Raw genomic sequence first — 26,674 nt, 5'->3', positions numbered from 1 at the left:
GGCGCGGCGCGATTGGCCTTGGCGGCCACCGCCGCGGCCCCGCTAACGTCCCGGTATGCGGATTCGAATCGTCGACGCCTTCACCGACCGCCCGTTCGCCGGAAACCCGGCGGGAGTGCTGCTCCTGGACGGCTTCCCGGCGGACTCCTGGCTCCAGGACGTCGCCCGGGAGGTCAACCACGCCGAGACCGCGTTCGCCCACCGGCTGCCCGAGGGCGGCGAGGCGGACTGGGCGCTGCGCTGGTTCACCCCGGTCGAGGAGGTCAGGATGTGCGGTCACGCCACGCTGGCCACGGCCCACGTCCTGCTGGCCACCGGCGCCCACCGCGGCCCGGTGCGGTTCGCCACCCTCAGCGGGGTACTCGGCGCCGTGCCGGGTGAGGACGGCTCGATCACCCTGGACTTCCCCACCGCCCGGCTGACCCCGGCGGAGGTCCCCGAGGGGGTCGCCGAGGCGCTCGGCGCCAAGCCGGTCGCGGCCTTCGACACCGGCCCCGACCTGGGCGACCTCCTGCTCGAACTCGCGGACGAGGCGGCCGTGCTCGCGCTCGCCCCGGACCACGGGGCACTCGGCTCCTACTCCTCGCGCGGCATCATCGCCACCGCCCTCGCCACGGACCCGGAGCACGGCCACGACTTCGTCTCGCGCTGCTTCTTCCCCAACATCGGCATCGACGAGGACCCGGTCACCGGAAGCGCGCACACCGCGCTCGCCCCGTACTGGTCCGGGCGGCTCGGCCGCCCCGACCTCACCGGCCGCCAGGCGTCCGCGCGCGGCGGACTGGTGCGCACGGGTCTGCGGGGTGAGCGCACCCTGCTGACCGGCCGTGCGGTCACCGTCATCGACGGCGAGCTGCTCACGCCGTAGGCAGCCAGCCCACCTTGCCCGCGAGCAGGGCGTATCCCACGAACGCCCCTATGTCGAGCAGGGAGTGCGCCACCACCAGCGGGCCGACCCGCCCCCAGCGCCGGTACAGGTAGACGAACACCACACCCATCACCATGTTGCCGAGGAAGCCGCCGACACCCTGATAAAGGTGGTACGAGCCGCGCAGCACCGCGCTGGCCACCAGCGCGGTGCCCGGCGTCCATCCCGCCTGGCCCAGCCTGCGCAGCAGATAGCCGACCACGATGACCTCTTCGAGGATCGCGTTCTGCATCGCCGACATGATCAGCACCGGGTACTTCCACCAGACGGAGGGCAGGGCCTCGGGAACCACCGTGAGGTTGAAACCGAGGCCGCGGGCGGCGAGGTAGAAGGCGATCCCGGTGCTGCCGATCACGGCCGCGATCGCGGCGCCGCGGCCGAGGTCGGGCCAGGGCCGGGTGCGGTCGAAGCCGAGGGTGCGCAGACTGCACCCCTCGCGCAGCAGGAAGTGCGCGACGAGCGCGACCGGGATCAGTGCCGTGGCGATCCCGAACAGCTGCCACGCCAGGTCCAGCCAGGGGCGGCCCGGCGCCGCCGAGGCGTTGAGCGTGGCCGCCTGGTCCTTCAGCCCGCCCGGTTTCGTGACCGACCCGACAAAACTGATCAGGGCCGACACTCCGCTGGCCCCCAGGGAGAGCCCCAGGACGAGAAGTGTCTCGTCACGGAAGATCCGCCGCGAGGGCCGCTCCTGCGGAAAGGAACCCGCCACCGGCCCCGGCTCCACCTGCACACCTGCCTCCAGTTGAGTGACCCCCACCGCACCCCGTCTTCGCCCCGCGGGGGTTGCGGAGACAGTAACGGAGATCATGCGCGAGGGCGGAGGCGGGCAGCGGAGACGGACGGCAGACGGCAGACGGTGGGATCAGCCGAGCGGCACCGGTTCCGGCAGGCCCACCGGCCAGGTGTGCACCGGTTCCCCGAGACGCATCAGTTCGCTGTAGCGGCGTGTGGTGGCGGCCAGGGCCGAGGGGCGGTCCAGCCCCTGCTCCAGGGCACGGTGGAAGGTCGCGGACTGCCAGGAGGCTCCGTTGAAGCGACGGCGGCAGCGCTCCTCGATCACCCCCAGATACAGGTCCCGGTCGGCCCGCTCGACACCCCAGGCGTCCAGACCGGCCTCGGCCAGCGGCAGCAGTTCGTCGCGTACCAGCGTCACGGCGTCCACCTCGGCCGTACCGCCGTAGCGGCCGCGCCGCGGCCACTGCAAGCGGGCGTCGATGCCGTACCGGCACGCCGCGTCGAAGTTGGCAGCGGCCGACTCGAAGGGCAGCCGCGTCCACACCGGTCGGGACTCCTCGGCGAGGGCCCGGACCAGGCCGTAGTAGAAGGCCGCGTTGGCGACCACGTCGGTGACGGTGGGTCCGGCCGGCAGGACCCGGTTCTCGACACGCAGATGCGGTACACCGTCGGCGATGCCGTACACGGGACGGTTCCAGCGGTAGATCGTGCCGTTGTGCAGGACGAGTTCGCCGAGCCTGGGGACGCCGCCCGCCTCCAGCACCTTCAGCGGGTCCTCGTCGTCGCAGATCGGCAGCAGGGCCGGGAAGTAGCGCAGATTCTCCTCGAACAGCTCGTGCGCGGAGGAGATCCACCGCTCGCCGAACCAGGTGCGCGGGCGCACGCCCTGGGCCTGGAGCTCGGGCGGGCGGGTGTCCGTGGACTGCTGGAACAGCGGCGGACGGGACTCGCGCCACAGCTCACGGCCGAACAGGAACGGCGAGTTGGCGCCGACGGCGATCTGCGCGGCGCTCGCCGCCTGCGCCGCGTTCCACACATCGGGGAAGCGCGCCGGGGTCACCTGGAGGTGGAGCTGCACGGAGGTGCAGGCGGCCTCGGGGGCGATGGACTTCGAGGTGCAGCTGAGCCGCTCCACCCCGTCGATGTCGAGCGTGAAGTCCTCTCCGCGCGCCGCCACGATCTGGTCGTTGAGAAGGGTGTAGCGGTCCACGGCGGAGAGGTTCGACGAGACGAGGTCGTCCCGGTCGAGCGTGGGCAGAATGCCGATCATCACGATTCCGGCGTCCACCTCCGCGGCTTTCCGGTGCGCATATGCCAGGGAAGTACGGAGTTCTTCGGCGAGCCGGTCGAATACCCTGCCACCCAATCGATGGGGGGCTATGTTTACTTCAAGATTGAACATGGCGAGTTCTGTTTGGAAATCGCGGCTGGCGATTCGCTCGAGAACTTGCGCATTCAGCATCTTCGGCATGCCGTCGGAGCCTGCGAGGTTGAGTTCGATCTCCAGGCCCATGAGGTTCTTGGGGCGGTCGAACCGCTGCTGCTCCAGCAGCCGCTCCAGTCCCGTCAGGCACCGCCGCAGCTTGGCGCGGTAGCGCTGGCGGTCGGACAGATCGAACTGCCCCGCAACGACCTTCTCCCCCATCGAAGCTTCCCTCCTCGGATGGGCGGGCCGACGCTACGGCCTCTCGTGTCCCGGGTCAGGTGTCATGATGCCCCGCTGGGCCGATGCATAACGTCCCCGCTCGGGCCCGCACACCGCTACTCTGGTCGGTGTGGCCCGCGGCACATTCACACGGCATGGGGCGCAGGCGGTTTCGGATACCTCTGGGAACTCGTGAAAAACACCGACGAGAACGGGCCGACCGCGGCGGCGACGTAAACCGAGGTCAGCACGGCGGGGCGGGTACGGAATCGGGATGAATACCCGCGATTGAGCGACCGAATGGATCCTTGTTCTTCACATGGAAAACAGCTAGCCGAAACACTGCCTGAGCGACGCTCATATAAACTTGCCGAACAAGGCAGAAGGTTGGCACCCAAGGTCCTGGACCTGCCGTCGAGCGACGCGCGGCAGGTCTGTCGCATACCCCTGTTCATGTCCTCCGCCCCACCGGCCCCGGCCACCCCTGCCGACCCCATGAGCTGACAGCGCCGTCCGCCCCCGCCCTCGCGCCACCGCGCCTGTCTCCTGAGAGGCGACCACCATGCCGCTGCATGTCCCTCCGGCTCCCGCGCCCGCCCTGCGCACCGTCCTCACGGCCCTCGGTTCCCCCACCGCCGTCCATGAGGCCCGTACCCCCGCCCTGCGCACCGCGCAGGACACCGCAAGCCCCGAACTCCCGCTGCCGGTCCATGTACTGGACCAGATCACCCCGGCGGGAGTGTCCGCCACCCGGCTGGCCGGGTGGCGTTTCCTGATCCGCTCCGGCGACCGCGCGGTGGCCGCGGCGGAGACCCGGCTGACCCCCGACGGATGGGCCTTCTCCCACTTCTTCGAGGGCCCCTACATCGCCTCCACCGAGCGCGCGCTGAGCCAGGCCGAAGCCCTGCCGCAGTCCTACCAGGCACGCCTGCTGTCGGTGCCCGGCCTCTACATGCTCACGCTGTGGCTGCACGGCGACTGCACCGCCGACGGCGCCGAGGGCCATCCCGCCGCCACCGACCTCCTCGTCCCGCTGGCCCCGGCCCCGCCCGGCATCGCGGCCCATCGTCCCCTCCGGGTCGCCGAGTTGCTTCCCGTCCTCACCCTGCGGGTGACCCCTGCACCACTGCTCGGTTCACCGGCCTGACGCACCTCCTTCCCCGTGCCCCGTCGCCTCCCGGCCACGGGGCACGGGGGCTTCCCCGGACGGGCTTCGCTCGTACGTGCACTTGACCGCTCTTCCGAGTCCCGACGACGGGTGTGCCCATGGGCCCTGGCTCCATCCGGCCACGGTGAACCACCCGAAGGGACAGCATGGTTGCGATGAACCGACCGCACGGGTGACGCGTCCTCAACCTGTGAGAAGCGGTGCCGCGAAATACCTGCGGAATACCGCCGGGAGGGCAACACTGGACTGCGACCGGTTTATCGCAACGGGGGGACTGAGATGACCACGACAGAGCGAGAGATCCCACCCATGTGCCAGCACCAGCCACCGTGTCCGACCGCCGCTTCCGCAGACCGGGAGAGCGCCCGCCTCATGGCGCATCACCCGGAGCAGGGCTGGAGCCTGCTCTGCAACGGCGTCGTGCTGTTCGAGGACACCGGTGAGCTCCTGCCCGACGGTCAGATCATCGCCCCGCATCGCCTGCTGGATGCGGGACAGGTGATGACGGCCGCCTGAGCACCACTCCGGGTGACGCACGCGATCGCCCGGTGACCCATCTGGGGCCGGACCGCGCCCGGTGCGCGAACCGGCCCCGACCCGTGTCCCGGGGCGGCTACTGCCGGTAGCCGGACGGGAACACGCTCACCCGGCGCGGGATCCCGGATCCTTTCCCTCGTATGCGAACCAGTCGAACTCCGCGTCGCCTTCGGTGACATACATGCCGATCACACGGCCGGTGAAGCCGCCGGCCACCTGGGTGGACAGATACCTTCCGTCGAGTTCGGCCAGCGGCTTGCTCCCGCCGGGGCCCTCGATCGAGAAGGCGAGGGTGTCGGGCCCGCCCGCCCTGATGCCGGGTGCCTGCTGCCCGGCGGCCGTGACGGTGGGCGGAACCACTCCGGTGGTGCGGATGTCGATGGCGAGGGTGACGGGGCCGGGCGGCAGGCGCTGCTCGGCGACGCGCTGCCGTACCGGCCCGATCCGGGCCACGACGCTCACCGTGCCCCCGCCGGCCTCCAGGTCGTAGTGATGGGCCTCGTCGACGCGGACGGACAGTCCCGCGCGGCCCGCGCCGGGTTCCAGCAGGGCCGTCACCCGGCAGTCGGCATGCTGCTGCCGGCGCCCCACGAAGGTGTGGCCGGGGCTGTCGAGGCTTTCCCCGGTCGCCCGCAGGGTCAGCCGGCCCGGCCGCTCCGTCAGCGACCAGGAGCCCTCCGGCCGGGAACGCGGCGAGATCCACTGCGGCGCGAGGACGGCCGCGTCGAAGTCGTCCCGCACCGGTTCGGGCCCGAAAGGATGCCAGGCGGCCGGAGCCGGATGCCGCAGTTCCACAGGGCCCGCCACCGGCCAGCCGTCCACCCACTCCACCGGGACCAGGAACGTCTCCCGGCCCAGGACGTGGTACTCGGGGAAGTAACCTCCCGGCCGGGTCGCCAGCAGTACCGTCCACCAGCTGCCGTCGGCCGCCTGGACGAGGTCGGCGTGACCGGTGCACTGGACGGGCCGGGCGGTGCCGCTGTGGCTGAGGACGGGGTTGGCCGGAGCCGGTTCGTAGGGCCCGCGCGGGGAACGGGCCCGGGCGACCGAGACACTGTGCCCGAGTGCCGTCCCGCCCTCGGCCACCACCAGGTACCACCACGCGCCGATCCGGTAGAGGTGCGGCGCCTCCGGGTCCCGCAGTCCACTGCCCGACCACACGGGTATCGGTCCTTCCAGCACCTTCCCGGTCCCGGGATCGATACGGGCGAGACCGACCCCGGCCATGGCACACCAGCAGCTGCCGTCCTCGTCCCATGCGAGGTCGGGATCGATACCGGGCAGGTCGAGCAGCACCGGGTCCGACCAGGGGCCTTCGGGACGCTCGGCCGTGACCAGGAGGGTGCCCCTGCCTCCCACGTCCGTCGTGATCACGTAGAAGCGGCCGTCGTGGTGACGGATCGTGGGTGCGTAGATCCCGCCGGAGGCCGGGATGCCGTCCGCGATCTCCAGCTGTCCGGGCCGGTCGAGCACATTGCCGATCTGCCGCCAGTGCACCAGGTCGCGGCTGTGGAAAAGGGGCACGCCGGGGAAGTACTCGAAGCTCGAACAGACCAGGTAGTAGTCCTCCCCGACCCGGCACACGCTGGGGTCGGGATGGAAGCCCGGGATCACCGGGTTGTCGTAGGTCCGCATGCGCAACCACCCCTCCGCGCCGAAAGTTTCGCCGCCTCTGCCGAATATGTCGGTCCTGGCGACCATTACGGATCAGACCCCCCGCACCCGTCAAGATCGCGCGCACCGGTCACCGGCACCGCCCTTCCTCTCCGCACGTCGGCCCCGCCCGTCCGTGGCCGCACTCAGGTCACCGGAGAACGCCTGAGGAACCGCCGCCGCGGGTGCCGCGTCACCACCCGGCCGAAGCTCAGACGGCCGGATATCCGTACCCGGAGGTCCGTCGGCACCCCGGGGCCGGCCAACGCCTTCGACCTGACCTCGGCGTAGCCCAGCTCCAGTCCGTCGGTGTCCACGACGACCCCCGGCCGGGTGAGCAGGGTCAGCGTGCCGCCGCGCATGTCCAGGTCCACGAGCAGGGTGTCGTGAGTGATCACCGCCCGGGTGAAGTCGAGCGTCACATCACCCCACTCCGAATCGACCTCCAGCCGCCGCGGCACCACCCAGCCCTCACCGCGCACGACCGAGGCACCCTGCTGGCGGATACGGACGACGCCCTCGGCCTCCACCACCCCCTCGGCCGCCGGCAGGTCGGCGGTGAGCAGGGCCAGCTCCCCGAGGGTGCGGGCGGTCAGGGCCGCCCCGACGCGCTCGTCCAGCTCCTCCGCGGTCAGCCGCCCGTCGCCCGCGGCGGCACCCAGCACCTCCACCACACGGTCCCGGTCCTCGTACGACGCCCTCAGTACCGCGCCCCCGGCCGCACCGGACAGGTCACCCGACATGTCGTCACCCCCGAATCGCTCCATGCACTAAAGCTATATCGCGATACCCTCTGGGACCAGTCACTCGTTCGGGTTGGCTGCTTCTGCGCTTATGGTGACCGGCATGCACTCCTACACGATCGGTCAGGCGGCACGGCTGCTCGGCGTGAGCCCCGACACCGCACGCCGCTGGGCGGACGCGGGCCGGGTCGAGACCCACCGTGACGAGGCCGGACGGCGGCTGATCGACGGACGGGACCTCGCCGCCTTCTCGGTGGAGCTGGCCAGGTCGGGGACCGGTGAGGAGGAGACCCCGCACACCTCGGTCCGCAACGCCTTCCCGGGGATCGTCACCGCGATCAAGCTGGGCGACGTCGCCGCACAGGTCGACATCCAGGCGGGCCCGCACCGTCTCGTGTCCCTGCTGACCCGGGAAGCCGTCGAGGAACTGGGCCTGGAGGTGGGCATGGAGGCCACGGCCAGGGTCAAGTCGACCAACGTCCACATCGACCGGGTCTGAGACCCGGCGGCGCGCCACCGGGACCGCCCGCGATCACCCGGGACCGCCGTGGAGCGGCACTTCCTCACGCTCCGGCGCCGTATCCACCGTCGACCCGTATCACGTTGACGCCGCTGACGTAGCGCGCTCCGCAGCGGTCCTGCGGCAGCACCAGCTGGGGTCCGGCCTCGTCGAGCGGGGTGTCGTCCATGCCGACCGCGAGCAGCACCGGGGCATGGGCGAAGTCGGGGTCGATCTCGGCCCAGGACAGCAGGGCGCGGTGGCCGTCGGTCCCCGTGACGGCGATCAGGAAGCGCGCCCGCTCCTTGCGCCGGGCGGGATCGAAGCCGGGCCCGGCGTCGCACAGCACGTCGTGCAGCAGGGGCCCGGCGAAGCCGTGGTGCTGCACCCCGCTGGTCAGGCAGTCGAACGTGACCTTCACGCGGTGCTGGGGCCAGGCGAGAAGGTCGGACACCGCCAGCCGGACCGGCCGGGCGATGTCCCCGGTAAGGGCGAACTCGACGAGCGCCACGTGCCACCACCTCCCGGCTCTCCCTACCCGGCCGCACCCCGCAGCCAAACGCATATGCGACCCTCTGAGCCCAAGATCCATGCTGTTGCGACGATCAACCGGGATATCGGCTCGCAATTGCGGGCAGTATTATCGCCGCACGGCCCCGTCTCGGCCGTGGATGGGCGTGACCGCCTTCACCTGGAGACACAGAGGAGTACATCCGTGATCACCCGTTCCGCGCGCCGCACCCGCCGCACCCTTCAGGCGACCGGCGCCGGCGCCGCAGCGCTCCTCGCCCTGGCCGCCTGCTCCTCCTCGGACTCGGCCTCCTCGGACTCGGCCGCCGGGTCCGGCTCCTCCTCGCCCGCCGCCCCGCAGCTGTCCGGGACGGTGACCGTCTTCGCCGCCGCCTCCCTCAAGGAGAGCTTCACCACGCTCGGCAAGGACTTCGAGAAGGCCCACCCCGGCACCAAGGTCACCTTCAGCTTCGGCGGCAGCGACACCCTCGCCGCGAGCATCACCGGCGGCGCCCCGGCCGATGTCTTCGCCGCCGCCAGCCCGAAGACCATGGCGATCGTGACGGACAAGAAGGACACGGCCGCGGCACCCGTCACCTTCGTCCGCAACCAGCTCGAGATCGCCACGCTGCCGGGCAACCCGGACAAGGTCGCCTCCCTGAAGGACCTCACCAGGTCGGGGCTCAAGGTCGTCCTGTGCGACAAGACGGTGCCGTGCGGCGCGGCCGCCCAGAAGGCTCTGCAGGCCAGCAGCCTCAAGCTGACCCCGGTGTCGTACGAGCAGGACGTCAAGAGCGCCCTGACCAAGGTCGAGCTGAAGGAGGCCGATGCGGCGGTCGTCTACAAGACCGATGTGAAGGCCGCGGGTGACAAGGTGGAGGGCGTGGAGTTCCCCGAGTCGGCCCAGGCCGTCAACGACTACCCCATCGCCCTGCTCAAGGACGCCCCCAATGCCGCCGCGGCCAAGGCGTTCATCGCGCTCGTCCGGTCCGCCGAGGGCCGGCGGGTGCTCACCGACGCCGGGTTCCTCAAGCCGTGACCCAGGCCGACACGGCCGGCGTCGCGGCCGACACCCTGGAGGGCGGGCCGCGGCGCCGACGTGTCCTGCCGGGTGGCCGCGGGGTGCCGGTGCCCCTGCTGCTTCCGGCGCTGGCGGGTCTCGCCTTCCTGCTGCTGCCCCTGATCGCGCTGCTCGTACGCGCCCCGTGGAGCACCCTTCCCGGCCAGCTGAGCAGCACCGAGGTGTGGCAGGCCCTGCGGCTGTCCCTGGTCAGCGCCACCGCGGCGACCGCGGTGAGCCTGGTACTGGGTGTACCGCTGGCCTGGCTGCTGGCCCGGGTCGACTTCCCGGGTCGCGGTCTCGTCCGGGCCCTGGTGACGCTGCCGCTCGTGCTCCCGCCGGTGGTGGGCGGTGTGGCGCTGCTGATGGCCCTCGGCCGCAACGGTGTCGTCGGCCGGTGGCTGGACACCTGGTTCGGGATCACGCTGCCGTTCACCACGGCGGGCGTGGTGGTCGCGGAGGCGTTCGTGGCGATGCCGTTCCTCGTCATCAGTGTCGAGGGCACCCTGCGTGCCGCCGACCCGCGCTACGAGGAGGCGGCCACGACGCTGGGCGCCTCCCGGTTCACCGCGTTCCGCCGCGTCACCCTGCCGCTGATCGCGCCCGGCGTCGCGGCGGGCGCGGTGCTCGCCTGGGCACGGGCACTGGGCGAGTTCGGCGCGACGATCACCTTCGCCGGGAACTTCCCGGGCCGCACGCAGACGATGCCGCTGGCGGTCTATCTGGCGCTGCAGAGCGATCCGGCCGCCGCCATCTCGCTCAGCCTGGTTCTGCTGGCCGTGTCGATCGCGGTGCTGGCGGGGCTGCGGGACCGCTGGATCACGGCGTCATGACAGAGAGCCGCACCCGCCGCGCCGCGACGGGCGACACCGCGCGCACGGCCGCAGAACCGGCGCACGACGGCACCCCACCCTCCACGGCACCCGGTGTCCGGACACGAGCGGTGCCGCGCCCGCCGCGCCGGACACCCCGACGATGCTGGACGATACCCCTATGACCGACACGGCCGACCTCCACGGCACCACGGCCGCCGGGACGGCCCCGGACACCGGTGCGGACGGTGCGGGGCGCGGCGCGGGCCTCGACGCCCGTCTCGTCGTCGACCGCGGTTCCTTCCGTCTCGACGTGGCGCTGACCGCCGCTCCCGGCGACGTCGTGGCCCTGCTCGGCCCGAACGGCGCGGGCAAGACCACCGCGCTGCGCGCCCTGGCCGGACTCGTCCCGCTCACCGGAGGCCACCTCCGCCTGGACGGCGCCCCGCTGGACCGCACCCCACCGGAGTCCCGCCCGGTCGGCGTGGTCTTCCAGGACTACCTGCTCTTCCCGCACCTCACCGCCCTCGACAACGTCGCGTTCGGCCCCCGCTGCCACGGCGCGACCAGGGCCGAGGCCCGCGCCCTGGCCGCCGAGTGGCTGGAGCACATGGGCCTCGGCGACCACGCGGCCGCCAAACCGCGCCGGCTGTCCGGCGGCCAGGCGCAGCGGGTCGCCCTGGCCCGGGCCCTGGCCGTGCGGCCCCGGCTGCTGCTCCTGGACGAGCCCCTCGCCGCCCTCGACGCCCGGACCCGCCTGGAGGTCCGCTCACGGCTGCGGCGGCACCTCGCCGAGTTCGAGGCCGTGGCCGTGCTGGTCACGCACGATCCGCTGGACGCCATGGTGCTGGCCGACCGGCTGGTCGTGGTCGAGGACGGCCGGGTGGTGCAGGAGGGCACCCCCACCCATATCGCGCGGCACCCCCGTACGGACTACATCGCCCAGCTGGTCGGCCTGAACCTGTACCGGGGCCGGGCCGAGGGCGGTCACACCGTCCGGCTCGACACGGGTCCGGCGATCACCACCACCGAGGAACTCTCCGGCGAGGTCTTCGTGGCGTTCCCGCCGGGCGCGGTCACCCTCTACCGGGAGCGGCCCTCCGGCTCCAGCGCCCGCAATCTGTGGCGCTGCGAGGTCACGGGTCTGGAGACCCACGGCGACCAGATCCGCGCGGACCTGTCCGGTGAACTCCCGCTCGCCGCGGACCTCACCACCGTCGCCGCGGCCGAGCTCGACCTCCAGCCGGGCGCCGCGCTCTGGGCGACGGTCAAGGCGACTCAGACCCACGCATACCCGGCGTGACGCCCTCTCCGGGCTACGGTGAGCACTCCTCCCCCACGGACCCACCACCCTGCGAGGCACCTGCCATGAGCCTGAGCATCCGCAACCAGCTCCCCGGCACCGTCACTTCGGTCACCCCCGGCGAGGCCATGGCCACGGTCGGCGTCCGTCTGGACGGCGGCCGGATCCTGACCGCGGCGATCACCCTGGAGGCGGCCGAGGAGCTCGGACTCGGTGCCGGCTCCGCCGTACGCGCCCTCGTGAAGTCCACGGAGGTGTCCCTCGCGACCGCGCCGGTCCAGGGCGTGTCGATCCGCAACCAGCTGCGCGGCACGGTCACCGCCGTCACCACGGGCGCCGCCATGGCCGCTGTCAAGGTGGACGTCGGCGGCGCCGAACTCACCGCCGCGATCACCAAGGACGCCGTCGGCGACCTCGGTCTCGCGGCGGGGGTGCCGGTAGTGGTCCTGATCAAGTCGACCGAGGTGGCTCTGGCGACGGTGTGACGCGGCACGGGCGGGACCGGGGCGCTGAGCTCCGCCGCCTCGACACCGACGCCGGAACCACGCGCCCGCACCCCGCTGCCGAGGCACCGCGGCTCAGCGCCCCGGCCCAGAACCGGGCCGGGGCGGCCTGCTGGGCTCTGGCCGGCTCAGTCCTCGTACGCGTCCGGCGGCGGACACGCGCAGACCAGGTTCCGGTCGCCGAACGCCTGGTCTATCCGGCGTACCGGCGGCCAGTACTTGTCGGCGGCCAAGACACCGGCCGGGAAGACGGCCTCCTCGCGGCTGTAGGCGTGCTCCCACTCGCCGCTCAGGGCGGCCGCGGTGTGCGGCGCGCCGCGCAGCGGGTTGTCGTCGGCGGGCCAGGCGCCGGAACCGGTCCTCTCGATCTCCGCGCGGATGGCGATCATCGCCTCGCAGAACCGGTCGAGCTCGCCCAGGTCCTCGGACTCGGTCGGCTCGATCATCAGGGTGCCGGCCACCGGGAACGACATCGTCGGCGCGTGGAAGCCGTAGTCGATCAGCCGCTTGGCCACGTCGTCCACGGTCACGCCGGTCGCCTTGGTCAGCGGCCGCAGATCGATGATGCACTCATGGGCGACCAGGCCGCCGGGGCCGGTGTAGAGCACGGGGTAGTGGGGTTCGAGGCGCCTGGCGATGTAGTTGGCGGACAGGACGGCCGTCTGTGTGGCGCGCCGGAGTCCCTCCCCGCCCATGAGGCGGATGTAGGCCCAGGAGATCGGCAGGATACCGGCCGAGCCCCAGGGGGCGGCCGAGACCGGTCCGACGCCCGTCTCCGGGCCCGCCGCGGGCTGCATCGGGTGGTTGGGCAGGTACGGCGCCAGGTGCGCGCGGACCCCGACCGGGCCGACGCCGGGACCGCCGCCGCCGTGCGGGATGCAGAACGTCTTGTGGAGGTTCAGGTGGGAGACGTCGCCGCCGAAGTGGCCGGGCCTGGCCAGGCCCACCAGGGCGTTGAGATTGGCACCGTCCACGTACACCTGGCCGCCCGCCTCGTGGACCCGGGCGCAGATGTCGGCGACGTGTTCCTCGAACACACCGTGCGTGGACGGGTACGTGATCATGAGCACGGCGAGTTCGTCACGGTGCTGCGTAATCTTGGCGCGCAGGTCCGCGACGTCGATCTCACCGTCCTCGGCCGTCCGCACCACGACGACCTTCATGCCCGCCATCACGGCGCTCGCGGCGTTGGTGCCGTGCGCGGAGGACGGGATGAGGCAGACGGTGCGGCGTTCCTCCCCGTTGGCGCGGTGATAGCCGCGCACCGCGAGCAGACCGGCGAGCTCGCCCTGCGAACCGGCGTTGGGCTGCAGGGACACCTTGTCGTAGCCCGTGACCTCGGCGAGGCGCTCCTCCAGCTCACGGATGAGGGTGAGATAGCCCTGCGCCTGTTCGGCGGGCGCGAACGGGTGCAGTCCGCCGAACTCGGGCCAGGTGACCGGCTCCATCTCGGTGGTCGCGTTGAGCTTCATGGTGCAGGAACCCAGCGGGATCATGCCGCGGTCGAGCGCGTAGTCACGGTCGGCGAGGCGGCGCAGATAGCGCAGCATCGCGGTCTCGGAGCGGTACCGGTGGAAGACGGGGTGGGTGAGGAAATCGCCGGTGCGCAGCAGTTCCCGCGGCAGTGTGTCCTCGGCCGTCGTGTCCAGGGCCTCGAGGTCGCCCGTGACGCCGAAGGCGCCCCATACGGCATCCAGCCGGGCACGGGTGGTGGTCTCGTCACAGGCGAAGGAGACGTGGTCCGCGTCGACGAGGTACAGGTTGACCCCGCGCTCCCGGGCGGCGGCGACGATCTCGGCGGCGCGGCCCTCGGCCCGGGCGGTGAGGGTGTCGAAGTAGGCGCCGTGGACGATCTCGACCCCGGCCGCCTCGAGACCGGCCGCCAGGAGCGTGGCGTAGCGGTGGGTGCGCCGGGCGATGCCCCTCAGGCCTTCGGGACCGTGGTAGACGGCATACATGCCGGCCATCACGGCGAGCAGCACCTGGGCGGTGCAGATGTTGCTGGTCGCCTTCTCTCGGCGGATGTGCTGCTCACGGGTCTGGAGGGCGAGCCGGTAGGCCTGGTGGCCGTCGGCGTCCACGGACACGCCGACCAGGCGGCCGGGGAGGCTGCGTGCGTAACTCTCGCGTACCGCCATGTAACCGGCGTGCGGGCCGCCGAATCCCATCGGCACGCCGAAGCGCTGCGTGGTGCCGACGGCGATGTCCGCACCGAGCTCACCGGGCGGCTTCAGCAGCGTGAGGGCCAGCAGATCAGCGGCGACGGTCACCACGGCGCCCAGCTCGTGCGCCTGTTCGATGACAGGCCGGATGTCGCGTACGGCGCCGGAGGCGCCGGGGTACTGGATCAGCACGCCGTTGATCTCGCGTCCGGCGAGGCCGGCCGGGATGCCGTCGGCGAGGCCGGCGACGACCACTTCGACGCCGGTCGGCTCGGCGCGGGTCCGGATGACGGCGATGGTCTGCGGGAGGGCGTCCGCGTCGACCAGGAAGAGCCCCTTCTTGTTCTTGCCCATACGGCGCGACAGAGCCATGGCCTCGGCGGCGGCGGTGCCCTCGTCGAGCAGGGAGGCGCCGGAGGTCGGCAGGCCGGTGAGGTCGGCGACCATGGTCTGGAAGTTCAGCAGCGCCTCCAGACGGCCCTGCGATATCTCCGGCTGGTAGGGCGTGTACGCCGTGTACCAGGCGGGGTTCTCCATGACGTTGCGCAGGATCACCGGCGGGGTGAAGGTGCCGTGGTAGCCGAGGCCGATCATGGAGTCGAGGACCTGGTTGCGGTCGGCCAGGGAGCGCAGTTCGGCGAGCACCTCGGCCTCGGTGCGGGCGGCCGGCAGGTCCAGCACGGCGGTGCTCTTGATCACGTCGGGTACGGCCGCGGCGGTGAGTTCGTCCAGAGAGCCGTAGCCGACCTGCGCGAGCATCTTGGCCTGCGCCCCGGAGTCGGGACCGATGTGGCGCTGTTCGAAGGGGATGCCCTGTTCGAGCTCGGAGAGCGGGATGCGGTGGGCGGTCATTGCGGAGGCCTCCTGGTCTGACGCGACCTTCGAGGGGGTACCACGGCGCGGATCCCCCGGACGGCCTCCCCCTCTGTCATCTCAACCTGAGAGCTTCACCGGGCCGCTCGAGCGCTCCCGGTTTTCACCGTCGGTGAGAGCGGGGGCCCGTCGGCACCCGCCCTGCTTTCCAGAGTGACCTCGTCCGCGCGGTACGTGGGCCTGAGAGATTCCGGGGAGGATTTGCTCCTTCGGCGCCCCCGACGCTTCCGGAGGACTCTCCCGCACGGGGTCAGCAGCCGCTGCCAGCGTACCAGCGGGCCTCACGGACGGTCTCTCGGCGGTCCTCCGACTGGCCGCCGCCCCCGATGTGCTCTTTTGTGGTGATGTAGTGACCGCGTACGAGGTGCGACCACGTGGAGGGACGGGACCGTGCGAACCGACATCGATCCGCGCAGCCTGATCGGCCGCAGAGCGTTCGACAGCAGCGGCACCAAGATCGGTACCGTCGACGAGGTGTACCTCGACGACGCGACCGGCGTACCGGAGTGGGCCGCCATACGCACCGGTCTGTTCTCCCGCGACGCGTTCGTCCCTCTGGAGCCCAGTGAGCTGGTGGAGGGCACCCTCCGTGTCCCGTTCGACCGCGGTCTCATCAAGGACGCACCCGACTTCGGCGTCGGCCGCCACCTCTCCCCCGAACAGGAGCTCCAGCTCTATCACCACTACGGCCTCGACGTGGCCCCGGCTCCGCCCCTGCCCGACCGCGACTTCGGCCGGCTCGCGGGCACGGAGGACGCGTAGCGCCCGTCCGGGCCAGCTGTAGGAGCGCGCGCCCGTGGCCGGGCGCGCCGTGCCGGAACCGTCCTTCCGGTCCGTGCCGGGGCGTTCTCCGGGGCGTCTCCCGGAGGTCCGGGTGAAGGACCGGAGGCAGCGGGGCCCGCCGTCATGGCACTGCCCGGGCCACGAGGTCCGGGCCCGGACTCCGGGTCACCAGCGGGAGGGGATCCGCCGGCTCCAGGTCCGGGTCGTCGACGCGGAAGGTCCGCACCCGGCCGGGCGGCGAGTCCGGGGTCTCGAACCGGACGGTGACCCGTCCGATGCCGCTGCCCTGCACCCACCCGTGCCCGTACCCGCTGTGCCGTACGTCGTGCCCCGCGGGCCAGTGCCGCTCCTTCGGCGCGGGCGGCGGCTGCGACGCGGACGCTTCGTCGGACGGCTCCTGTCCGGTGTCCGTCTCCTCTCCGGCAGCCTGGGCGAAGAGGTCCTCCTGGGTGTAGTCGGCGAGTCCGCTGACACCCACCCCGAGGAGCCGTACTCCGCCCGTCGTGTCCACGGCGTCCAGCAGCCGCGCGGCGGCCTCCCGCACCACCGCCGGGTCGTCGGTGGGTCCGCGGAGCGTCTCGGAGCGGGTCAGCGTGGAGAAGTCGTAGCGCCGCACCTTCAGCACGATCGTGCGCCCCGACAGACCCGAGGCGCGCAGCCGCCGCACGCAGCGGTCCGCCAGCCGCCGGACCTCCGTGCCGACCCGGACACGGTCGTGGATGTCGATGTCGTACGTGTCCTCCACGGACACCGACTTGGTCTCCCGCTCGGCCACCACGGGCCGGTCGTCCCGCGCCAGCGCCATGGCGTACAGCGCGTGCCCGTGCGCCTTGCCGAGCAGCCGTACGAGCTCGTCCTCACCCGCCTCGGCGATCTCGTCGACCGTGGTGATCCCGGCCCGCCGCAGGTGGTCGCCGGTCGCCGGGCCGACCCCCGGCAGGGTCCGCACCGGCAGGGGGCCGAGCAGGGTGCGTTCGGTGCCCGGTTCGATCAGTACGAGGCCGTCCGGCTTGGCCCGCTCCGAGGCGATCTTGGCGAGCATCTTGGAGGCTGCGAGGCCGACCGACCCCGTGAGCCCCGTGGCCGCACGGATGTCGGCACGCAGCTTCGTCCCGGTACGGCGGGCGGACTCGGCGTCCCACGCCACTCCCCCGGCCTCGAGATCCACGAACGCCTCGTCCAGACTCAGCGGCTCCACCAGCGGTGAGAGGGCGTGCAGCAGTTCCATCACCTGGCCGCTGACGGCACGGTAGAAGCCGAAGCGCGGCACGAGACAAGCGGCGTTCGGGGCGAGCCGGCGGGCCTGCGCCATGGGCATCGCCGAGTGCACCCCGAAGACGCGGGCCTCGTACGAGGCGGTGGCGACCACACCGCGGGGCCCCAGCCCGCCCACGATGACGGCTTTCCCCCGCAGGCTCGGCTTGGACGCCTGCTCCGCCGAGGCGAAGAAGGCGTCCATGTCGAGATGCAGGATGGTGGGCGCGGCTCTCACATCTCCGATGCTGCCCTACGCCACTGACAACGTCCGCGCCGAGCCCGCACCGGCGTCACATGCTCCGTGCGGCAGGCCGCACAGGCACCCCTGCCGCGTCGCCGGGCGGGAAGGAAGTGGTCCCGGTGTCCCCATGGGCGCGCCTCAGACCGCCCGGTTGCGCCGCCGTGCCAGTTCGTCCGCCGGATTGGGCCCGATGAGGGTCTCACCCGTGTCGACACGCTCACCGTGCAACTGCGAGAGCGCGTTCTCCACATCCCGCCACACCACTCCGACGGCGATGCCGAAGACTCCCTGGCCACCCTGGAGCAGGGCGTGCACCTCGTCCGGCGAGGTGCACTCGTACACCGTGGCGCCGTCGCTCATCAGCGTCATCCGCTCCAGGTCGCGGAAACCGCATTCCCTGAGGTGCCGTACGGCCGTACGGATGTTCTGCAACGAGACGCCCGTGTCCAGAAAGCGCTTGACAACCTTCAGGACGACGACGTCCCGGAAGCTGTAGAGCCGCTGGGTGCCCGAGCCGTGGGCGGGCCGCACGCTCGGTTCGACGAGCCCGGTGCGCGCCCAGTAGTCCAGTTGCCGGTAGGTGATCCCGGCGGCGGCGCACGCCGTCGGGCCGCGGTAACCGATCTGCTCGGACGCCATGCTCGTCGTCGCTCCTCCGCCGTTCGGCACGGCTGCCGGTCGCTGCCGGGCATGACCTGCCGCGCCGCCCGGCTGGGCGTGTCCCGTGCCCGGACGGAGCCGTGAGCTCGGGGAAGGGTACGGAACGCTCCCCCCGTAACCGGCTCCGGGGACGCCCCCGGCCGTACCGCCGCCGCTGCTTCTCACGCCGACCTCCGTCCTCGACCTGCCTTCTCGACGGTAGGCAGTCACCAGGGGTGCGTCAACGATCGCCACACTCGGCACGCCGAGTGATAATCACCCTACGAGTGGTTTCCCGCACCCCGCCGCGGGGAAAGGCTAGCCGAATGTGTGCGCGGGCGGCCGCATGACGCTCTCGGTACCGCCGGCACCCGCGGCGAACCCTGAGGTGACCCAGCGTCTGCCGGGGCGGCACGGAGCGCAAGTCGGCCGGGGCCGGCAGCGGCTCACTGGTTGCTGGTGCCGAAGTCCTCGGGCGAGATCTGGTCCAGGAACTCGCGGAACTTCTCGACCTCGTCCTCCTGCTCGTCGGGGATCGCGATACCTGCGTCGTCGAGCACCGTGTCACTGCCGTAGATCGGCGTCCCGGTGCGCAGGGCGAGCGCTATGGCGTCCGAGGGACGGGCACTCACCTCCACCCCGCTCGCGAAGACCAGCTCGGCGTAGAAGACGCCCTCGCGCAGGTCGGTGATACGGACCTCGGTGAGCTCCTGGCCGACCGCCTCCAGCACGTCCTTGAACAGGTCATGGGTCAGCGGACGCGCGGGAGCCATGCCCTGCTGGGCGAAGGCGATGGCGGTCGCCTCCCCCGGACCGATCCAGATGGGGAGGTAGCGATCGCCTCCCACTTCGCGCAGGAGCACGATCGGTTGGTTGGAGGGCATCTCGACCCGGACACCTACGACATCGAGCTCGTTCACACAGCAACCCTAGGCCGTGCCCGGGACGTTTGGGTAGTCGGGCCGGGAACAGGTGGCCGATCCGGTCCCCTCCCGGGTGCGCCGCCCGTCACGGCAGCCGTACGCCCAGCGCGGTCTGCACCAGGGCGGCGTGCAGCTTCACCGTGAGCGAGGCGAGTTCCTTGGCGCGGGCCTCCGCATGGACCCTGGTCTGCGGATTGCGGTGGCGCCTGAGCGGGGCCACCACCTGGTCGACAAGGCCCGCCTCACGGTCGGCGGCGGCCTTCATCACCCGCAGATGCCGCGGCTCGATCCCGAACCGGCCCAGTTCGGCGACCAGCGAGGCGACGGTGGCCGCCTCGGCGTCGTAGGCCCCGTCCTCGAGCGGGGCGATGAGCCCGTACGACTCCCATTCCTTCAGCACCTGCTCGTCGATCTCGGCGGCGGCGAGCAGCGCGTCCCGTCCGATCCGCGCCGCCGTGGGCTCCTCGACGAACGGCGCGCCGGACTCTCCGTCCCGCTGCCGTCCCACGACCGGCAGCTGCACGGCCTCGCCGCGCTCCATGGCGTCCAAGTGCTCACGGATCACCCGCAGCGGCAGATAGTGGTCCCGCTGCATCCGCAGCACATGCCCGAGCCGTTCGACGTCCTGCGTGCTGAACTTGCGGTAGCCGGACGGTGTGCGACCCGGTTCGATGAGTCCTTCGGACTCCAGGAACCGGATCTTGGAAATGGTGACTTCGGGAAACTCGGCGCGCAGCGTGGCCAGCACCGCGCCGATGCTCATCAGCCCGCTGTCCGTGGCGGCGGTGCCGTGTCCGGCACCGCCGCTCGGTGTTCGCAGCATGGACCTTCCCTGGGGTTCTCCGGATGGCGTCCGGAGGAGGTCAGACGCCTTGCCGGCTCGCGTAGAAAACCAGCCGGTACTTGCCGATCTGAACTTCGTCGCCGTTGGCCAGGGGGACCTCGTCGATCCGCTCGCGGTTGACATAGGTGCCGTTGAGACTGCCCACGTCGGCCACCGAGAACGCGCCGTCCTGAGCGCGCCGGAACTCCACGTGCCGGCGGGAGACGGTCACGTCGTCCAGGAAGATGTCGCTCTGCGGGTGCCGGCCTGCCGTGGTCAGCTCACTGTCCAGGAGGAAGCGGCTGCCCGAGTTGGGGCCGCGGCGCACCACCAGCAGGGCCGAGCCGAACGGCAGTGCGTCGACGGCCGCCTGGGCCTCCGGCGACAGCGTCGGCATCTGGATCTGGCCGGTGGTCTCGGAGTCGTACGCCTCGATGCCGGAGATGGAGATCGTCGAGGTCGTCTCGGACGCACGCTCCGGCACCGCGCCGGGGCGCAGCGGGGCGCCGCAGTTGGAGCAGAAGCGGGCATGATCCGCATTGCGGTTGCCGCACCTCGTGCACACCAACGACATGGACGGATCCTCCTGCCCCGACGGGGCACTGGACGCATACGGGCCGGACGCGAACCCTCCACCCGTACTTGAGGTCGACGGTTGCCCGAAACCTATGCCGCCGGCCTGGGCAGGGTCAACAGACGACGCGCCCTGACCTCGGGAGATGTCTCCGCCCGCACCAGCCACCTGGTCGCGGAACAGCGGACGCTGACCTTCCGCCTCAGGCTGGGCACGATGACGGGCCGTAGCGTTGTCGCCGCCTTCTCGCGCGCTCTTGCCGAACAACTTCGCAAACAACTTCACGGGCGATTCCCCTTGACCGAAACAGACCCGCCCGTGGGGCAGGACGAACCCTGATTGCATACACCGGTCGACCCGGACACTCTTACAACGTCCATGTCCACCCGACAGTTTCCACCACGCGGCCCCTCTTCGGTGCGCCGACCCCGGGCAACCTCATGCCCCGCCGCGACGCGCCCCATGCACCCCCGGTTCACCGGGAGGACGACCGAGCGTAGTCAGGCTGCTTCGCAGCCCGCAAGGCATCCACGACGATCTTGCCCGACCTTTCGACGGTCACGGTGGCCTGCTCCTTCTCAAGAGTCTGCACCACGCCTCCGGGGATGTTGAGCGCCGGTTCCAGGTCCTGCGGCTTGCCGATGACCTTGAAACGATAGGGCGCGTCGATCTTGTTCCCGTCGACGTCGACACTCTTGCCGGAATCCGTCAGATAGGTGTTCGCGACGACGCGGACACCGTTCACCTGGATCGCCTCCGCGCCGGCCGCGCGCAACTCCTGGATCGCGTCGAGCAGCATGTCCGCCTCGACCGTCCCCTTCGTGTCATCGATGGTCATCGTGATACCTGGCCCCTGCGCGGCCACAGTGCCTGCGAGGATGCCGAGCTGCCTCTCCTTCTCGACCGTCTGCTTACGGGCCTCCTCGGCCTGGTCCGAACTGTTCGCCAGTTCGTCCCGCTGCTTCTCGAGACCCTGCTTCTCGTCCTCAAGACGCTGTGTGCGGTCGTCGAGTTCATCGAGGATGCGCACAAGATCCTCCTGGCGCGCGCCACGGAGGGCGCTGTCGCTGTCGCTGTTCGAGGCGACCTGAACGGCCAGGCCGAAGCCGAGGCCGAACAGCAGGAGCGCGACGATGAGTTGGGCCCGGGTGATCCGGGGCGGCCACAGCCCCTGCCCCAGCCGCTGACGTCCGGTCAGGGCGGGCGAGGGGGCGGGCACGGCGGCGGGCGCGGTCCGTTCTCCGGCCGCTGGCCGGTGGTCCGGCTGCGGACCGGGAGCCGCTGCGGGTACTTCTTCGGGCAGTTCCTTGCGCAACCTGTTCTCCGGCTGCTCCTGGCGGTCGGTCATGTTCTCACGCCCGGAACACGTGCCGTCGGATCGCCGCGGCATTGGAGAAGATACGGATGCCCAGCACGACGACGACTCCGGTGGACAGCTGCGCGCCGACCCCCAGCTTGTCACCCAGGAAGACGATCAGCGCCGCCACCACCACGTTCGAGAGGAACGACACCACGAAGACCTTGTCGTCGAAGATGCCGTCGAGCATGGCCCGCAGCCCGCCGAAGACGGCGTCCAGCGCCGCCACGACGGCGATCGGCAGATAAGGCTCCACCACCACCGGAACCTCAGGCCGGACCAAGAGGCCGGCCACGACTCCCACGACGAGGCCCAGTACGGCGATCACGATGTGCCCTTCTCAGTGCTCGGCTGTGCGGTGCGTACGATCACACTCGGTGCGGCGGGCAGCCGGAGGTCGCTCTCCGTGGAGATGGTGGCCCGGATGCCGTAGCTGTCTTCCAGCGTGTGCAGATACACCCCGTCGGGGCTGTTCCGGAAGCCGGTACTCAGCTTGTCCCCGTCCCCCACGGCCAGAACGGTGTAGGGCGGCACCAACGGCTTGTTGTCGACCAGCACCGCTTCGCCGGCGGCCCTGATCGCGGACAGCGCGGTCAGCCGCTGCCCGTTGATGGAGACGGCCTCGGCCCCCGACTGCCAGAGGCCGTTGACGACACGCTGCATGTCACGGTCGCGCACCCGGCCCGTGTCGGAGAAACCGGAGGTCTCGCGCGGGTCGCCGCTGCCGCCCGAGGAAGCCTCCTTGGCGTCGTTGACGACCAGCTTCACACCGGGCCCGTGCACGGCTGTGGCGCCCGACAGGACGCCCACGAGATCGGCACGGTCACTGCCACCGCTCTGCCGCAGCGCGGCCCGCTGACGGGCGCTCACGTCGTCACGCAGGCCGTCCACGCCGGATTCCAGCTTGTCGGCGGTCCTGGTCTCCCGGTCGATGCGGTCGATGAGCTCCTGGCGCTCCTTGGCGACGACCGGCGCCGCCACGCGCGCCTGTGCCGCTCCGACGGTCACGACGAGTGCCGCGAGGACCAGACCGCCGGCGAGACCGAGCTTGGCCCGGAGGGTCTTCGGCATGCCGCTCGTGCCCGCCGTCCGCCTGCGGGCGGCAGCCTCGGCGTACCCGTCGTCGAGACTGTGGTCCATGACGTTGGTGAGCAACGACATGGAGGCGTCCGGACGCGACGGCCGCCGCGGGACTGTGCTCCGAACGGGGGGTTGCTGCGGCATGCCGCACATCGTCGCACGTCGCGGGCAATACCTCCGAATGGCCATGCCCATGTGCCGGACAGGCCCCCTTGGGGAGGCTTGTCCGGCACGTACGGCTGGTCCCGTTTCAGCGCCCGGCGCTGTCCACGATCGCCGCCCACTCGTCGAGCAGGGCCTGCGCGGAGGCGTCGTCCGGTCCCTCCGCCCACAGGTGCGTGACCGCCTCGGCCGGGTCAGGCAGCACCATGATCCAGCGCCCGTCGGTCTCCACCACCCGCACCCCGTCCGTGGTGTCCACGAAGCGGTCCCCGGCCTCCTCGACGACGCGGCGCATCACCAGGCCCTTGACCGCCCACGGAGTCGCGAGATCGCGTTTCAGGACGTGCGCGCGCGGGATACGCGCGTCGATCTGGCTCAGGGTCAGCTGTGTGCGTGCCACCAGGCCGATGAGGCGTACGAACGCCGCCGTGCCGTCGTACACGCTGCTGAACTCGGGGACGATGAACCCGCCCTTGCCGTCGCCGCCGAAGATGGTGCCCTCCTCGCCGCCCACCCGGGTGAGGTCGTCCGGCGATGTGGTCGTCCATTCGACCTGGGTCCCGTGGTAGGCGGCCACCTGCTCGGCGATACGCGTCGTGGTGACCGGCAGTGCCACACGCCCGCTGCGCCGCTCCGCCGCGATGAGGTCGAGCAGGACCAGCAGCGCCCGGTCGTCCTCGATGATGCGGCCCTTCTCGTCCACCAGGGACAGCCGTTCGCCCACGGGGTCGAACCGCACGCCGAACGCCGCGCCCGAGGACGCCACGATCTCACCGAGGCGCACCAGCCCCGAGCGCCGCATGTCGACCGTCTCCGTCGGCCGGGACTCGTCCAGGCCGGGGTTGATGGTCAGCGAATCCACGCCGAGCTTGCCGAGCAGGCTGGGCAGCAGCAGGCCGGCAGAGCCGTTGGAGGCGTCCACGACCACCTTGAGACCTGATTCGGCGATCCCGGTCGTGTCCACGTTGCGCAGGAGCGAGCCGGTGTACGAATCGAAGACGCTGGCCGGGAAATAGAGGTCGCCTATCTCACCGGGGAACGCGCGCCGGTACTCCTGGCGTGCGAACACGCGGTCCAGCTTGCGCTGGCTGCCCTGCGAGAGGTCGGCACCCTGCCCGTCGAAGAACATGATGTCGACGGAGTCCGGTACGCCGGGCGTGGTCCGGATCATGATGCCGCCGGCACTGCCCCGCGCGGTCTGCTGCCGCGCCACGGGCAGCGGTACGTTCTCCAGGTCCCGTACGTCGATGGCGCTGGCCTGGAGCGCGGAGATGACGGCCCGCTTGAGCGCACGGGCACCACGGGAGTGGTCACGGGCCGTGGTGACCGTCGCACCCTTCTTCAGGGTGGTCGCATAGGCACCGGCAAGCCGTACCGCGAGTTCCGGGGTGATCTCCACGTTGAGGATTCCGGACACGCCCCGGGCGCCGAACAGATGCGCCTGGCCCCGCGACTCCCAGATGACCGAGGTGTTGACGAACGCGCCGGCCTCGATCGTCTTGAAGGGGTACACACGGACATTGCCCTGGACGATCGATTCTTCACCGACGAGGCACTCATCGCCGATGACCGCGCCGTCCTCGATCCGTGCCGCCCGCATGATGTCGGTGTTCTTGCCGACGACACAGCCGCGGAGGTTGCTGTGCTGCCCGACGTACACGTTGTCGTGCACGACGGCTCTGTGCAGGAACGCGCCGCTCTTCACGACGACGTTGGAGCCGACCACGGTGTGCTCACGGATTTCCGCGCCGGCTTCCACCTTGGCGTAGTCGCCGATGTAGAGCGGTCCGCGCAGAACGGCGTCGGGATGCACTTCGGCACCCTCTGCCACCCAGACGCCGGGAGAGATCTCGAACCCGTCGAGTTCGACGTCGACCTTTCCCTCCAGGACGTCCGCCTGGGCTTTGACGTAGCTCTCGTGGGTGCCGACGTCCTCCCAGTAGCCCTCGGCGATGTAGCCGTAGATCGGCTTGCCTTCCTTCATCAGCTGCGGGAAGACGTCACCGGACCAGTCGACGGGGACATCGGCCTCGACGTAGTCGAACACCTCGGGCTCCATGACATAGATGCCCGTGTTCACGGTGTCGGAGAAGACCTGGCCCCAGGTGGGCTTCTCCAGGAACCGCTCGACGCGGCCCTCCTCGTCGACGATGGTGATACCGAATTCGAGCGGGTTGGGTACGCGGGTCAGGCAGACCGTGACCAACGCGCCCTTCTCCTTGTGGAAATTGACCAGCTCGGTGAGGTCGAAGTCCGTCAGGGCGTCACCGGAAATGACGAGGAAGGCGTCGTCCTTCAGCGCCTCTTCGGCGTTCTTGACGCTCCCGGCGGTACCGAGTGGCTTCTCCTCATTGGCATAGCTGAGCTCCATGCCGAGCTCTTCGCCGTCACCGAAGTAGTTCTTCACCAATGAGGCGAGAAACTGCACGGTGACGACTGTCTCGTTGAGCCCATGCCTTTTGAGCAGCCGCAGCACGTGCTCCATGATCGGCCGATTGGCGACCGGCAGGAGTGGCTTGGGCATGCTCGAGGTCATGGGACGAAGGCGGGTGCCTTCGCCACCAGCCATCACGACGGCCTTCATGTCGGAAGCGTCCTCCTCTAAGAGACGACGGTCTAGCCGACTTCACCCGTCCAGATTGTCCCGCACTTTTCCGCGGCGGGCCATCGAGCCACTAGGTCCGGACAATCAGCGAGCTCAATCGGCCATGGCGTCCGCACGTACCAGGCGGCGGACCTGCACTACATAGAGGACTCCTGCCCACCAATACAGGGTTGTACCCCATCCCGCGAACGCCCATCCGAAAATCGCAGCGAGTGACGCGATCCATCCGCTTCCGTCACTGAGCAGAAGCAGCGGGAAGGCGTACATCAGGTTGAACGTAGCCGCCTTCCCGAGGAAGTTCACCTGCGGCGGCGGATAGCCGTGGCGTCTGAGGACACCCACCATCACCAGCAGGATCAGTTCACGCGTCAGCAGTGCAGCGGTCAGCCAGAGCGGCAGAATGTCACGCCAGGTCAGGCCGAGCAGCGTGGAGAGGACATAGAGACGGTCCGCCGCGGGATCCAGGATCCTGCCGAGGCTGCTGATCTGGTTCCAGCGTCGCGCGAGCTTGCCGTCCAGGTAGTCGCTGACTCCGCTCAGGGCCAGCACCAGCAGCGCCCAGCCGTCGCTCTCGGGGCCCCCGAACTCCGGCCTCAGGATCAGCCACAGGAACAGGGGTACGCCGGCCAGACGCGCCATGCTGAGGATGTTGGGGATGGTGAGGACCCGGTTCGTCTGGACACGGGTCTCCTGGACCTCCACCCGGGGGCCTCCTGGAGGAAAAATGAGCCAACGATGCCCCCCGACCTTACCTCAACACAAAAAAGCTCTGGTTCCCGGGCGGTGTGCCCGGGAACCAGAGCTGTAAAAGGAGTTCGGCGGTGTCCTACTCTCCCACAGGGTCCCCCCTGCAGTACCATCGGCGCTGTGAGGCTTAGCTTCCGGGTTCGGAATGTAACCGGGCGTTTCCCTCACGCTATGACCACCGAAACACTGTGAAACCGTGCAGCCGCACCACACCCCGACCAAGAGGGGGTGTGGGGCCGTTCGTGGTTTCAGAACCGACACAGTGGACGCGAGCAACTGAGGACAAGCCCTCGGCCTATTAGTACCGGTCACCTCCACCAGTTGCCTGGCTTCCAGATCCGGCCTATCAACC

General features: G+C 70.7%; 25 protein-coding genes, 1 rRNA gene and 1 riboswitch. Of the genes, 9 read left to right on the top strand and 17 right to left on the bottom strand.

Annotation, left to right across the window (positions count from 1 at the left end):
- Positions 1 to 55 precede the first annotated feature (55 nt).
- Positions 56 to 868: a PhzF family phenazine biosynthesis protein gene (locus tag ABZ862_RS15160; RefSeq protein WP_360957442.1), complete on the top strand. Its 813-nt coding sequence runs from the start codon at positions 56 to 58 to the stop codon at positions 866 to 868.
- Here the strand turns inward: ABZ862_RS15160 and ABZ862_RS15155 are convergent.
- Positions 858 to 1,658, bottom strand: coding sequence for a type II CAAX endopeptidase family protein (locus tag ABZ862_RS15155; RefSeq protein ID WP_360957439.1), 801 nt, complete (start codon positions 1,656 to 1,658; stop codon positions 858 to 860). The genes ABZ862_RS15160 and ABZ862_RS15155 overlap by 11 nt on opposite strands.
- A 132-nt stretch (positions 1,659 to 1,790) precedes the next feature.
- Entirely contained in the window at positions 1,791 to 3,308 is a 1,518-nt protein-coding gene (locus ABZ862_RS15150) for a glutamate--cysteine ligase (RefSeq protein ID WP_360957436.1), read from the bottom strand.
- A 562-nt stretch (positions 3,309 to 3,870) separates the two neighbouring features.
- Between ABZ862_RS15150 and ABZ862_RS15145 the strand changes: the two genes are divergently transcribed.
- Together ABZ862_RS15145 and ABZ862_RS15140 are read left to right on the top strand one after the other, a co-directional pair.
- Positions 3,871 to 4,455: a hypothetical protein gene (locus ABZ862_RS15145; RefSeq protein WP_360957433.1), complete on the top strand. Its 585-nt coding sequence runs from the start codon at positions 3,871 to 3,873 to the stop codon at positions 4,453 to 4,455.
- A 330-nt stretch (positions 4,456 to 4,785) separates the two neighbouring features.
- Positions 4,786 to 4,992, top strand: a complete 207-nt coding sequence (locus ABZ862_RS15140) for a DUF5999 family protein (protein WP_360958157.1) — start codon at positions 4,786 to 4,788, stop codon at positions 4,990 to 4,992.
- 126 nt (positions 4,993 to 5,118) lie between these two features.
- Here ABZ862_RS15140 and ABZ862_RS15135 read toward each other — a convergent pair whose 3' ends face one another.
- The gene (locus tag ABZ862_RS15135) at positions 5,119 to 6,648 is read right to left on the bottom strand and encodes a glycoside hydrolase family 43 protein (RefSeq protein WP_360957430.1); all 1,530 of its coding nucleotides are present in this window, start codon (positions 6,646 to 6,648) and stop codon (positions 5,119 to 5,121) included.
- Positions 6,649 to 6,812: 164 nt separating this feature from the next.
- Positions 6,813 to 7,433, bottom strand: a complete 621-nt coding sequence (locus tag ABZ862_RS15130; protein WP_360957427.1) for a DUF1707 domain-containing protein — start codon at positions 7,431 to 7,433, stop codon at positions 6,813 to 6,815.
- A gap of 79 nt (positions 7,434 to 7,512) precedes the next feature.
- Here ABZ862_RS15130 and ABZ862_RS15125 point away from each other — a divergent pair, with 79 nt between their 5' ends.
- Positions 7,513 to 7,908 (top strand): helix-turn-helix transcriptional regulator, encoded by a 396-nt coding sequence (locus ABZ862_RS15125; RefSeq protein ID WP_360957424.1) that lies wholly within the window; start codon positions 7,513 to 7,515, stop codon positions 7,906 to 7,908.
- Positions 7,909 to 7,972: 64 nt separating this feature from the next.
- Here ABZ862_RS15125 and ABZ862_RS15120 read toward each other — a convergent pair whose 3' ends face one another.
- Entirely contained in the window at positions 7,973 to 8,419 is a 447-nt protein-coding gene (locus ABZ862_RS15120) for a molybdopterin-dependent oxidoreductase (protein ID WP_360957421.1), read from the bottom strand.
- A gap of 207 nt (positions 8,420 to 8,626) precedes the next feature.
- On the opposite strand from ABZ862_RS15120, the gene modA reads away from it, so the two are divergent.
- From modA to ABZ862_RS15100, 4 genes are all read left to right on the top strand, one after another.
- Positions 8,627 to 9,457, top strand: a complete 831-nt coding sequence (gene modA, locus ABZ862_RS15115) for a molybdate ABC transporter substrate-binding protein (RefSeq protein WP_360958154.1) — start codon at positions 8,627 to 8,629, stop codon at positions 9,455 to 9,457.
- Positions 9,454 to 10,311 (top strand): molybdate ABC transporter permease subunit, encoded by an 858-nt coding sequence (modB, locus tag ABZ862_RS15110; RefSeq protein ID WP_360957418.1) that lies wholly within the window; start codon positions 9,454 to 9,456, stop codon positions 10,309 to 10,311. The genes modA and modB overlap by 4 nt, the downstream gene beginning before the upstream one ends.
- A gap of 160 nt (positions 10,312 to 10,471) precedes the next feature.
- The gene (locus tag ABZ862_RS15105; RefSeq protein WP_360957415.1) at positions 10,472 to 11,593 is read left to right on the top strand and encodes an ABC transporter ATP-binding protein; all 1,122 of its coding nucleotides are present in this window, start codon (positions 10,472 to 10,474) and stop codon (positions 11,591 to 11,593) included.
- A gap of 65 nt (positions 11,594 to 11,658) precedes the next feature.
- Positions 11,659 to 12,078 (top strand): TOBE domain-containing protein, encoded by a 420-nt coding sequence (locus ABZ862_RS15100; RefSeq protein ID WP_360957412.1) that lies wholly within the window; start codon positions 11,659 to 11,661, stop codon positions 12,076 to 12,078.
- A 146-nt stretch (positions 12,079 to 12,224) separates the two neighbouring features.
- Here the strand turns inward: ABZ862_RS15100 and gcvP are convergent, their stop codons facing one another.
- The gene (gene gcvP, locus ABZ862_RS15095; RefSeq protein ID WP_360957409.1) at positions 12,225 to 15,110 is read right to left on the bottom strand and encodes an aminomethyl-transferring glycine dehydrogenase; all 2,886 of its coding nucleotides are present in this window, start codon (positions 15,108 to 15,110) and stop codon (positions 12,225 to 12,227) included.
- Positions 15,111 to 15,289: 179 nt separating this feature from the next.
- A riboswitch (glycine riboswitch) is annotated at positions 15,290 to 15,384 on the bottom strand.
- Between the two features lie 137 nt (positions 15,385 to 15,521).
- Between gcvP and ABZ862_RS15090 the strand changes: the two genes are divergently transcribed.
- Positions 15,522 to 15,893, top strand: coding sequence for a PRC-barrel domain-containing protein (locus tag ABZ862_RS15090; protein ID WP_360957406.1), 372 nt, complete (start codon positions 15,522 to 15,524; stop codon positions 15,891 to 15,893).
- A 142-nt stretch (positions 15,894 to 16,035) separates the two neighbouring features.
- On the opposite strand, the gene ABZ862_RS15085 is transcribed toward ABZ862_RS15090, so the two are convergent.
- From ABZ862_RS15085 to rrf, 11 genes are all read right to left on the bottom strand, one after another.
- Positions 16,036 to 17,406 carry a DNA polymerase IV gene (locus ABZ862_RS15085; RefSeq protein WP_360957403.1) on the bottom strand — a complete coding sequence of 457 codons (1,371 nt, stop codon included), beginning with the start codon at positions 17,404 to 17,406 and terminating at the stop codon, positions 16,036 to 16,038.
- A 144-nt stretch (positions 17,407 to 17,550) separates the two neighbouring features.
- Positions 17,551 to 18,051 carry a MerR family transcriptional regulator gene (locus ABZ862_RS15080; protein ID WP_360957400.1) on the bottom strand — a complete coding sequence of 167 codons (501 nt, stop codon included), beginning with the start codon at positions 18,049 to 18,051 and terminating at the stop codon, positions 17,551 to 17,553.
- Positions 18,052 to 18,497: 446 nt separating this feature from the next.
- Complete coding sequence (locus tag ABZ862_RS15075; protein WP_004934251.1) at positions 18,498 to 18,971, bottom strand: bifunctional nuclease family protein; 474 nt, start codon at positions 18,969 to 18,971, stop codon at positions 18,498 to 18,500.
- Between the two features lie 88 nt (positions 18,972 to 19,059).
- Positions 19,060 to 19,797, bottom strand: coding sequence for a MerR family transcriptional regulator (locus ABZ862_RS15070; RefSeq protein ID WP_360957396.1), 738 nt, complete (start codon positions 19,795 to 19,797; stop codon positions 19,060 to 19,062).
- Positions 19,798 to 19,837: 40 nt separating this feature from the next.
- Positions 19,838 to 20,716 carry an FHA domain-containing protein gene (locus ABZ862_RS15065; protein WP_360957393.1) on the bottom strand — a complete coding sequence of 293 codons (879 nt, stop codon included), beginning with the start codon at positions 20,714 to 20,716 and terminating at the stop codon, positions 19,838 to 19,840.
- Between the two features lie 130 nt (positions 20,717 to 20,846).
- Positions 20,847 to 21,719, bottom strand: a complete 873-nt coding sequence (locus ABZ862_RS15060) for a DUF881 domain-containing protein (protein ID WP_360957390.1) — start codon at positions 21,717 to 21,719, stop codon at positions 20,847 to 20,849.
- 4 nt (positions 21,720 to 21,723) lie between these two features.
- Positions 21,724 to 22,056, bottom strand: coding sequence for a small basic family protein (locus tag ABZ862_RS15055; protein ID WP_266824523.1), 333 nt, complete (start codon positions 22,054 to 22,056; stop codon positions 21,724 to 21,726).
- Entirely contained in the window at positions 22,053 to 22,889 is an 837-nt protein-coding gene (locus tag ABZ862_RS15050; protein ID WP_360957387.1) for a DUF881 domain-containing protein, read from the bottom strand. Before ABZ862_RS15050 ends, ABZ862_RS15055 begins: the two co-directional genes overlap by 4 nt.
- Before the next feature lie 169 nt (positions 22,890 to 23,058).
- Positions 23,059 to 25,554, bottom strand: a complete 2,496-nt coding sequence (locus ABZ862_RS15045; protein WP_360957384.1) for a mannose-1-phosphate guanyltransferase — start codon at positions 25,552 to 25,554, stop codon at positions 23,059 to 23,061.
- Between the two features lie 114 nt (positions 25,555 to 25,668).
- Complete coding sequence (locus ABZ862_RS15040) at positions 25,669 to 26,277, bottom strand: CDP-alcohol phosphatidyltransferase family protein (protein WP_360957381.1); 609 nt, start codon at positions 26,275 to 26,277, stop codon at positions 25,669 to 25,671.
- 111 nt (positions 26,278 to 26,388) lie between these two features.
- Positions 26,389 to 26,505: ribosomal RNA gene (gene rrf, locus ABZ862_RS15035) — 5S ribosomal RNA — on the bottom strand.
- Positions 26,506 to 26,674 lie beyond the last annotated feature (169 nt).

Origin of the sequence: Streptomyces sp. NPDC047000 (assembly GCF_040644295.1) — a bacterium.
In the GTDB taxonomy this organism is placed as follows: domain Bacteria; phylum Actinomycetota; class Actinomycetes; order Streptomycetales; family Streptomycetaceae; genus Streptomyces.
Note: the sequence above shows the minus strand (reverse complement) of the source record. Positions and strands in the feature narration are given on the sequence as shown.

Excerpts from the sequence above, each read along its gene's own strand:
- ABZ862_RS15140 (WP_360958157.1), top strand. The coding sequence starts at position 4,786 with ATGTGCCAGCACCAGCCACCGTGTCCGACCGCCGCTTCCGCAGACCGG.
- ABZ862_RS15125 (WP_360957424.1), top strand. The coding sequence starts at position 7,513 with ATGCACTCCTACACGATCGGTCAGGCGGCACGGCTGCTCGGCGTGAGC.
- ABZ862_RS15130 (WP_360957427.1), bottom strand. The coding sequence starts at position 7,433 with ATGGAGCGATTCGGGGGTGACGACATGTCGGGTGACCTGTCCGGTGCG.
- ABZ862_RS15135 (WP_360957430.1), bottom strand. The coding sequence starts at position 6,648 with ATGCGGACCTACGACAACCCGGTGATCCCGGGCTTCCATCCCGACCCC.
- ABZ862_RS15150 (WP_360957436.1), bottom strand. The coding sequence starts at position 3,308 with ATGGGGGAGAAGGTCGTTGCGGGGCAGTTCGATCTGTCCGACCGCCAG.
- ABZ862_RS15100 (WP_360957412.1), top strand. The coding sequence starts at position 11,659 with ATGAGCCTGAGCATCCGCAACCAGCTCCCCGGCACCGTCACTTCGGTC.
- ABZ862_RS15145 (WP_360957433.1), top strand. The coding sequence starts at position 3,871 with ATGCCGCTGCATGTCCCTCCGGCTCCCGCGCCCGCCCTGCGCACCGTC.
- ABZ862_RS15105 (WP_360957415.1), top strand. The coding sequence starts at position 10,472 with ATGACCGACACGGCCGACCTCCACGGCACCACGGCCGCCGGGACGGCC.
- ABZ862_RS15080 (WP_360957400.1), bottom strand. The coding sequence starts at position 18,051 with ATGGCGTCCGAGCAGATCGGTTACCGCGGCCCGACGGCGTGCGCCGCC.
- ABZ862_RS15045 (WP_360957384.1), bottom strand. The coding sequence starts at position 25,554 with ATGAAGGCCGTCGTGATGGCTGGTGGCGAAGGCACCCGCCTTCGTCCC.
- ABZ862_RS15050 (WP_360957387.1), bottom strand. The coding sequence starts at position 22,889 with ATGTCGTTGCTCACCAACGTCATGGACCACAGTCTCGACGACGGGTAC.
- ABZ862_RS15070 (WP_360957396.1), bottom strand. The coding sequence starts at position 19,797 with ATGCTGCGAACACCGAGCGGCGGTGCCGGACACGGCACCGCCGCCACG.
- ABZ862_RS15060 (WP_360957390.1), bottom strand. The coding sequence starts at position 21,719 with ATGACCGACCGCCAGGAGCAGCCGGAGAACAGGTTGCGCAAGGAACTG.
- gcvP (WP_360957409.1), bottom strand. The coding sequence starts at position 15,110 with ATGACCGCCCACCGCATCCCGCTCTCCGAGCTCGAACAGGGCATCCCC.
- ABZ862_RS15160 (WP_360957442.1), top strand. The coding sequence starts at position 56 with ATGCGGATTCGAATCGTCGACGCCTTCACCGACCGCCCGTTCGCCGGA.
- ABZ862_RS15065 (WP_360957393.1), bottom strand. The coding sequence starts at position 20,716 with ATGCAATCAGGGTTCGTCCTGCCCCACGGGCGGGTCTGTTTCGGTCAA.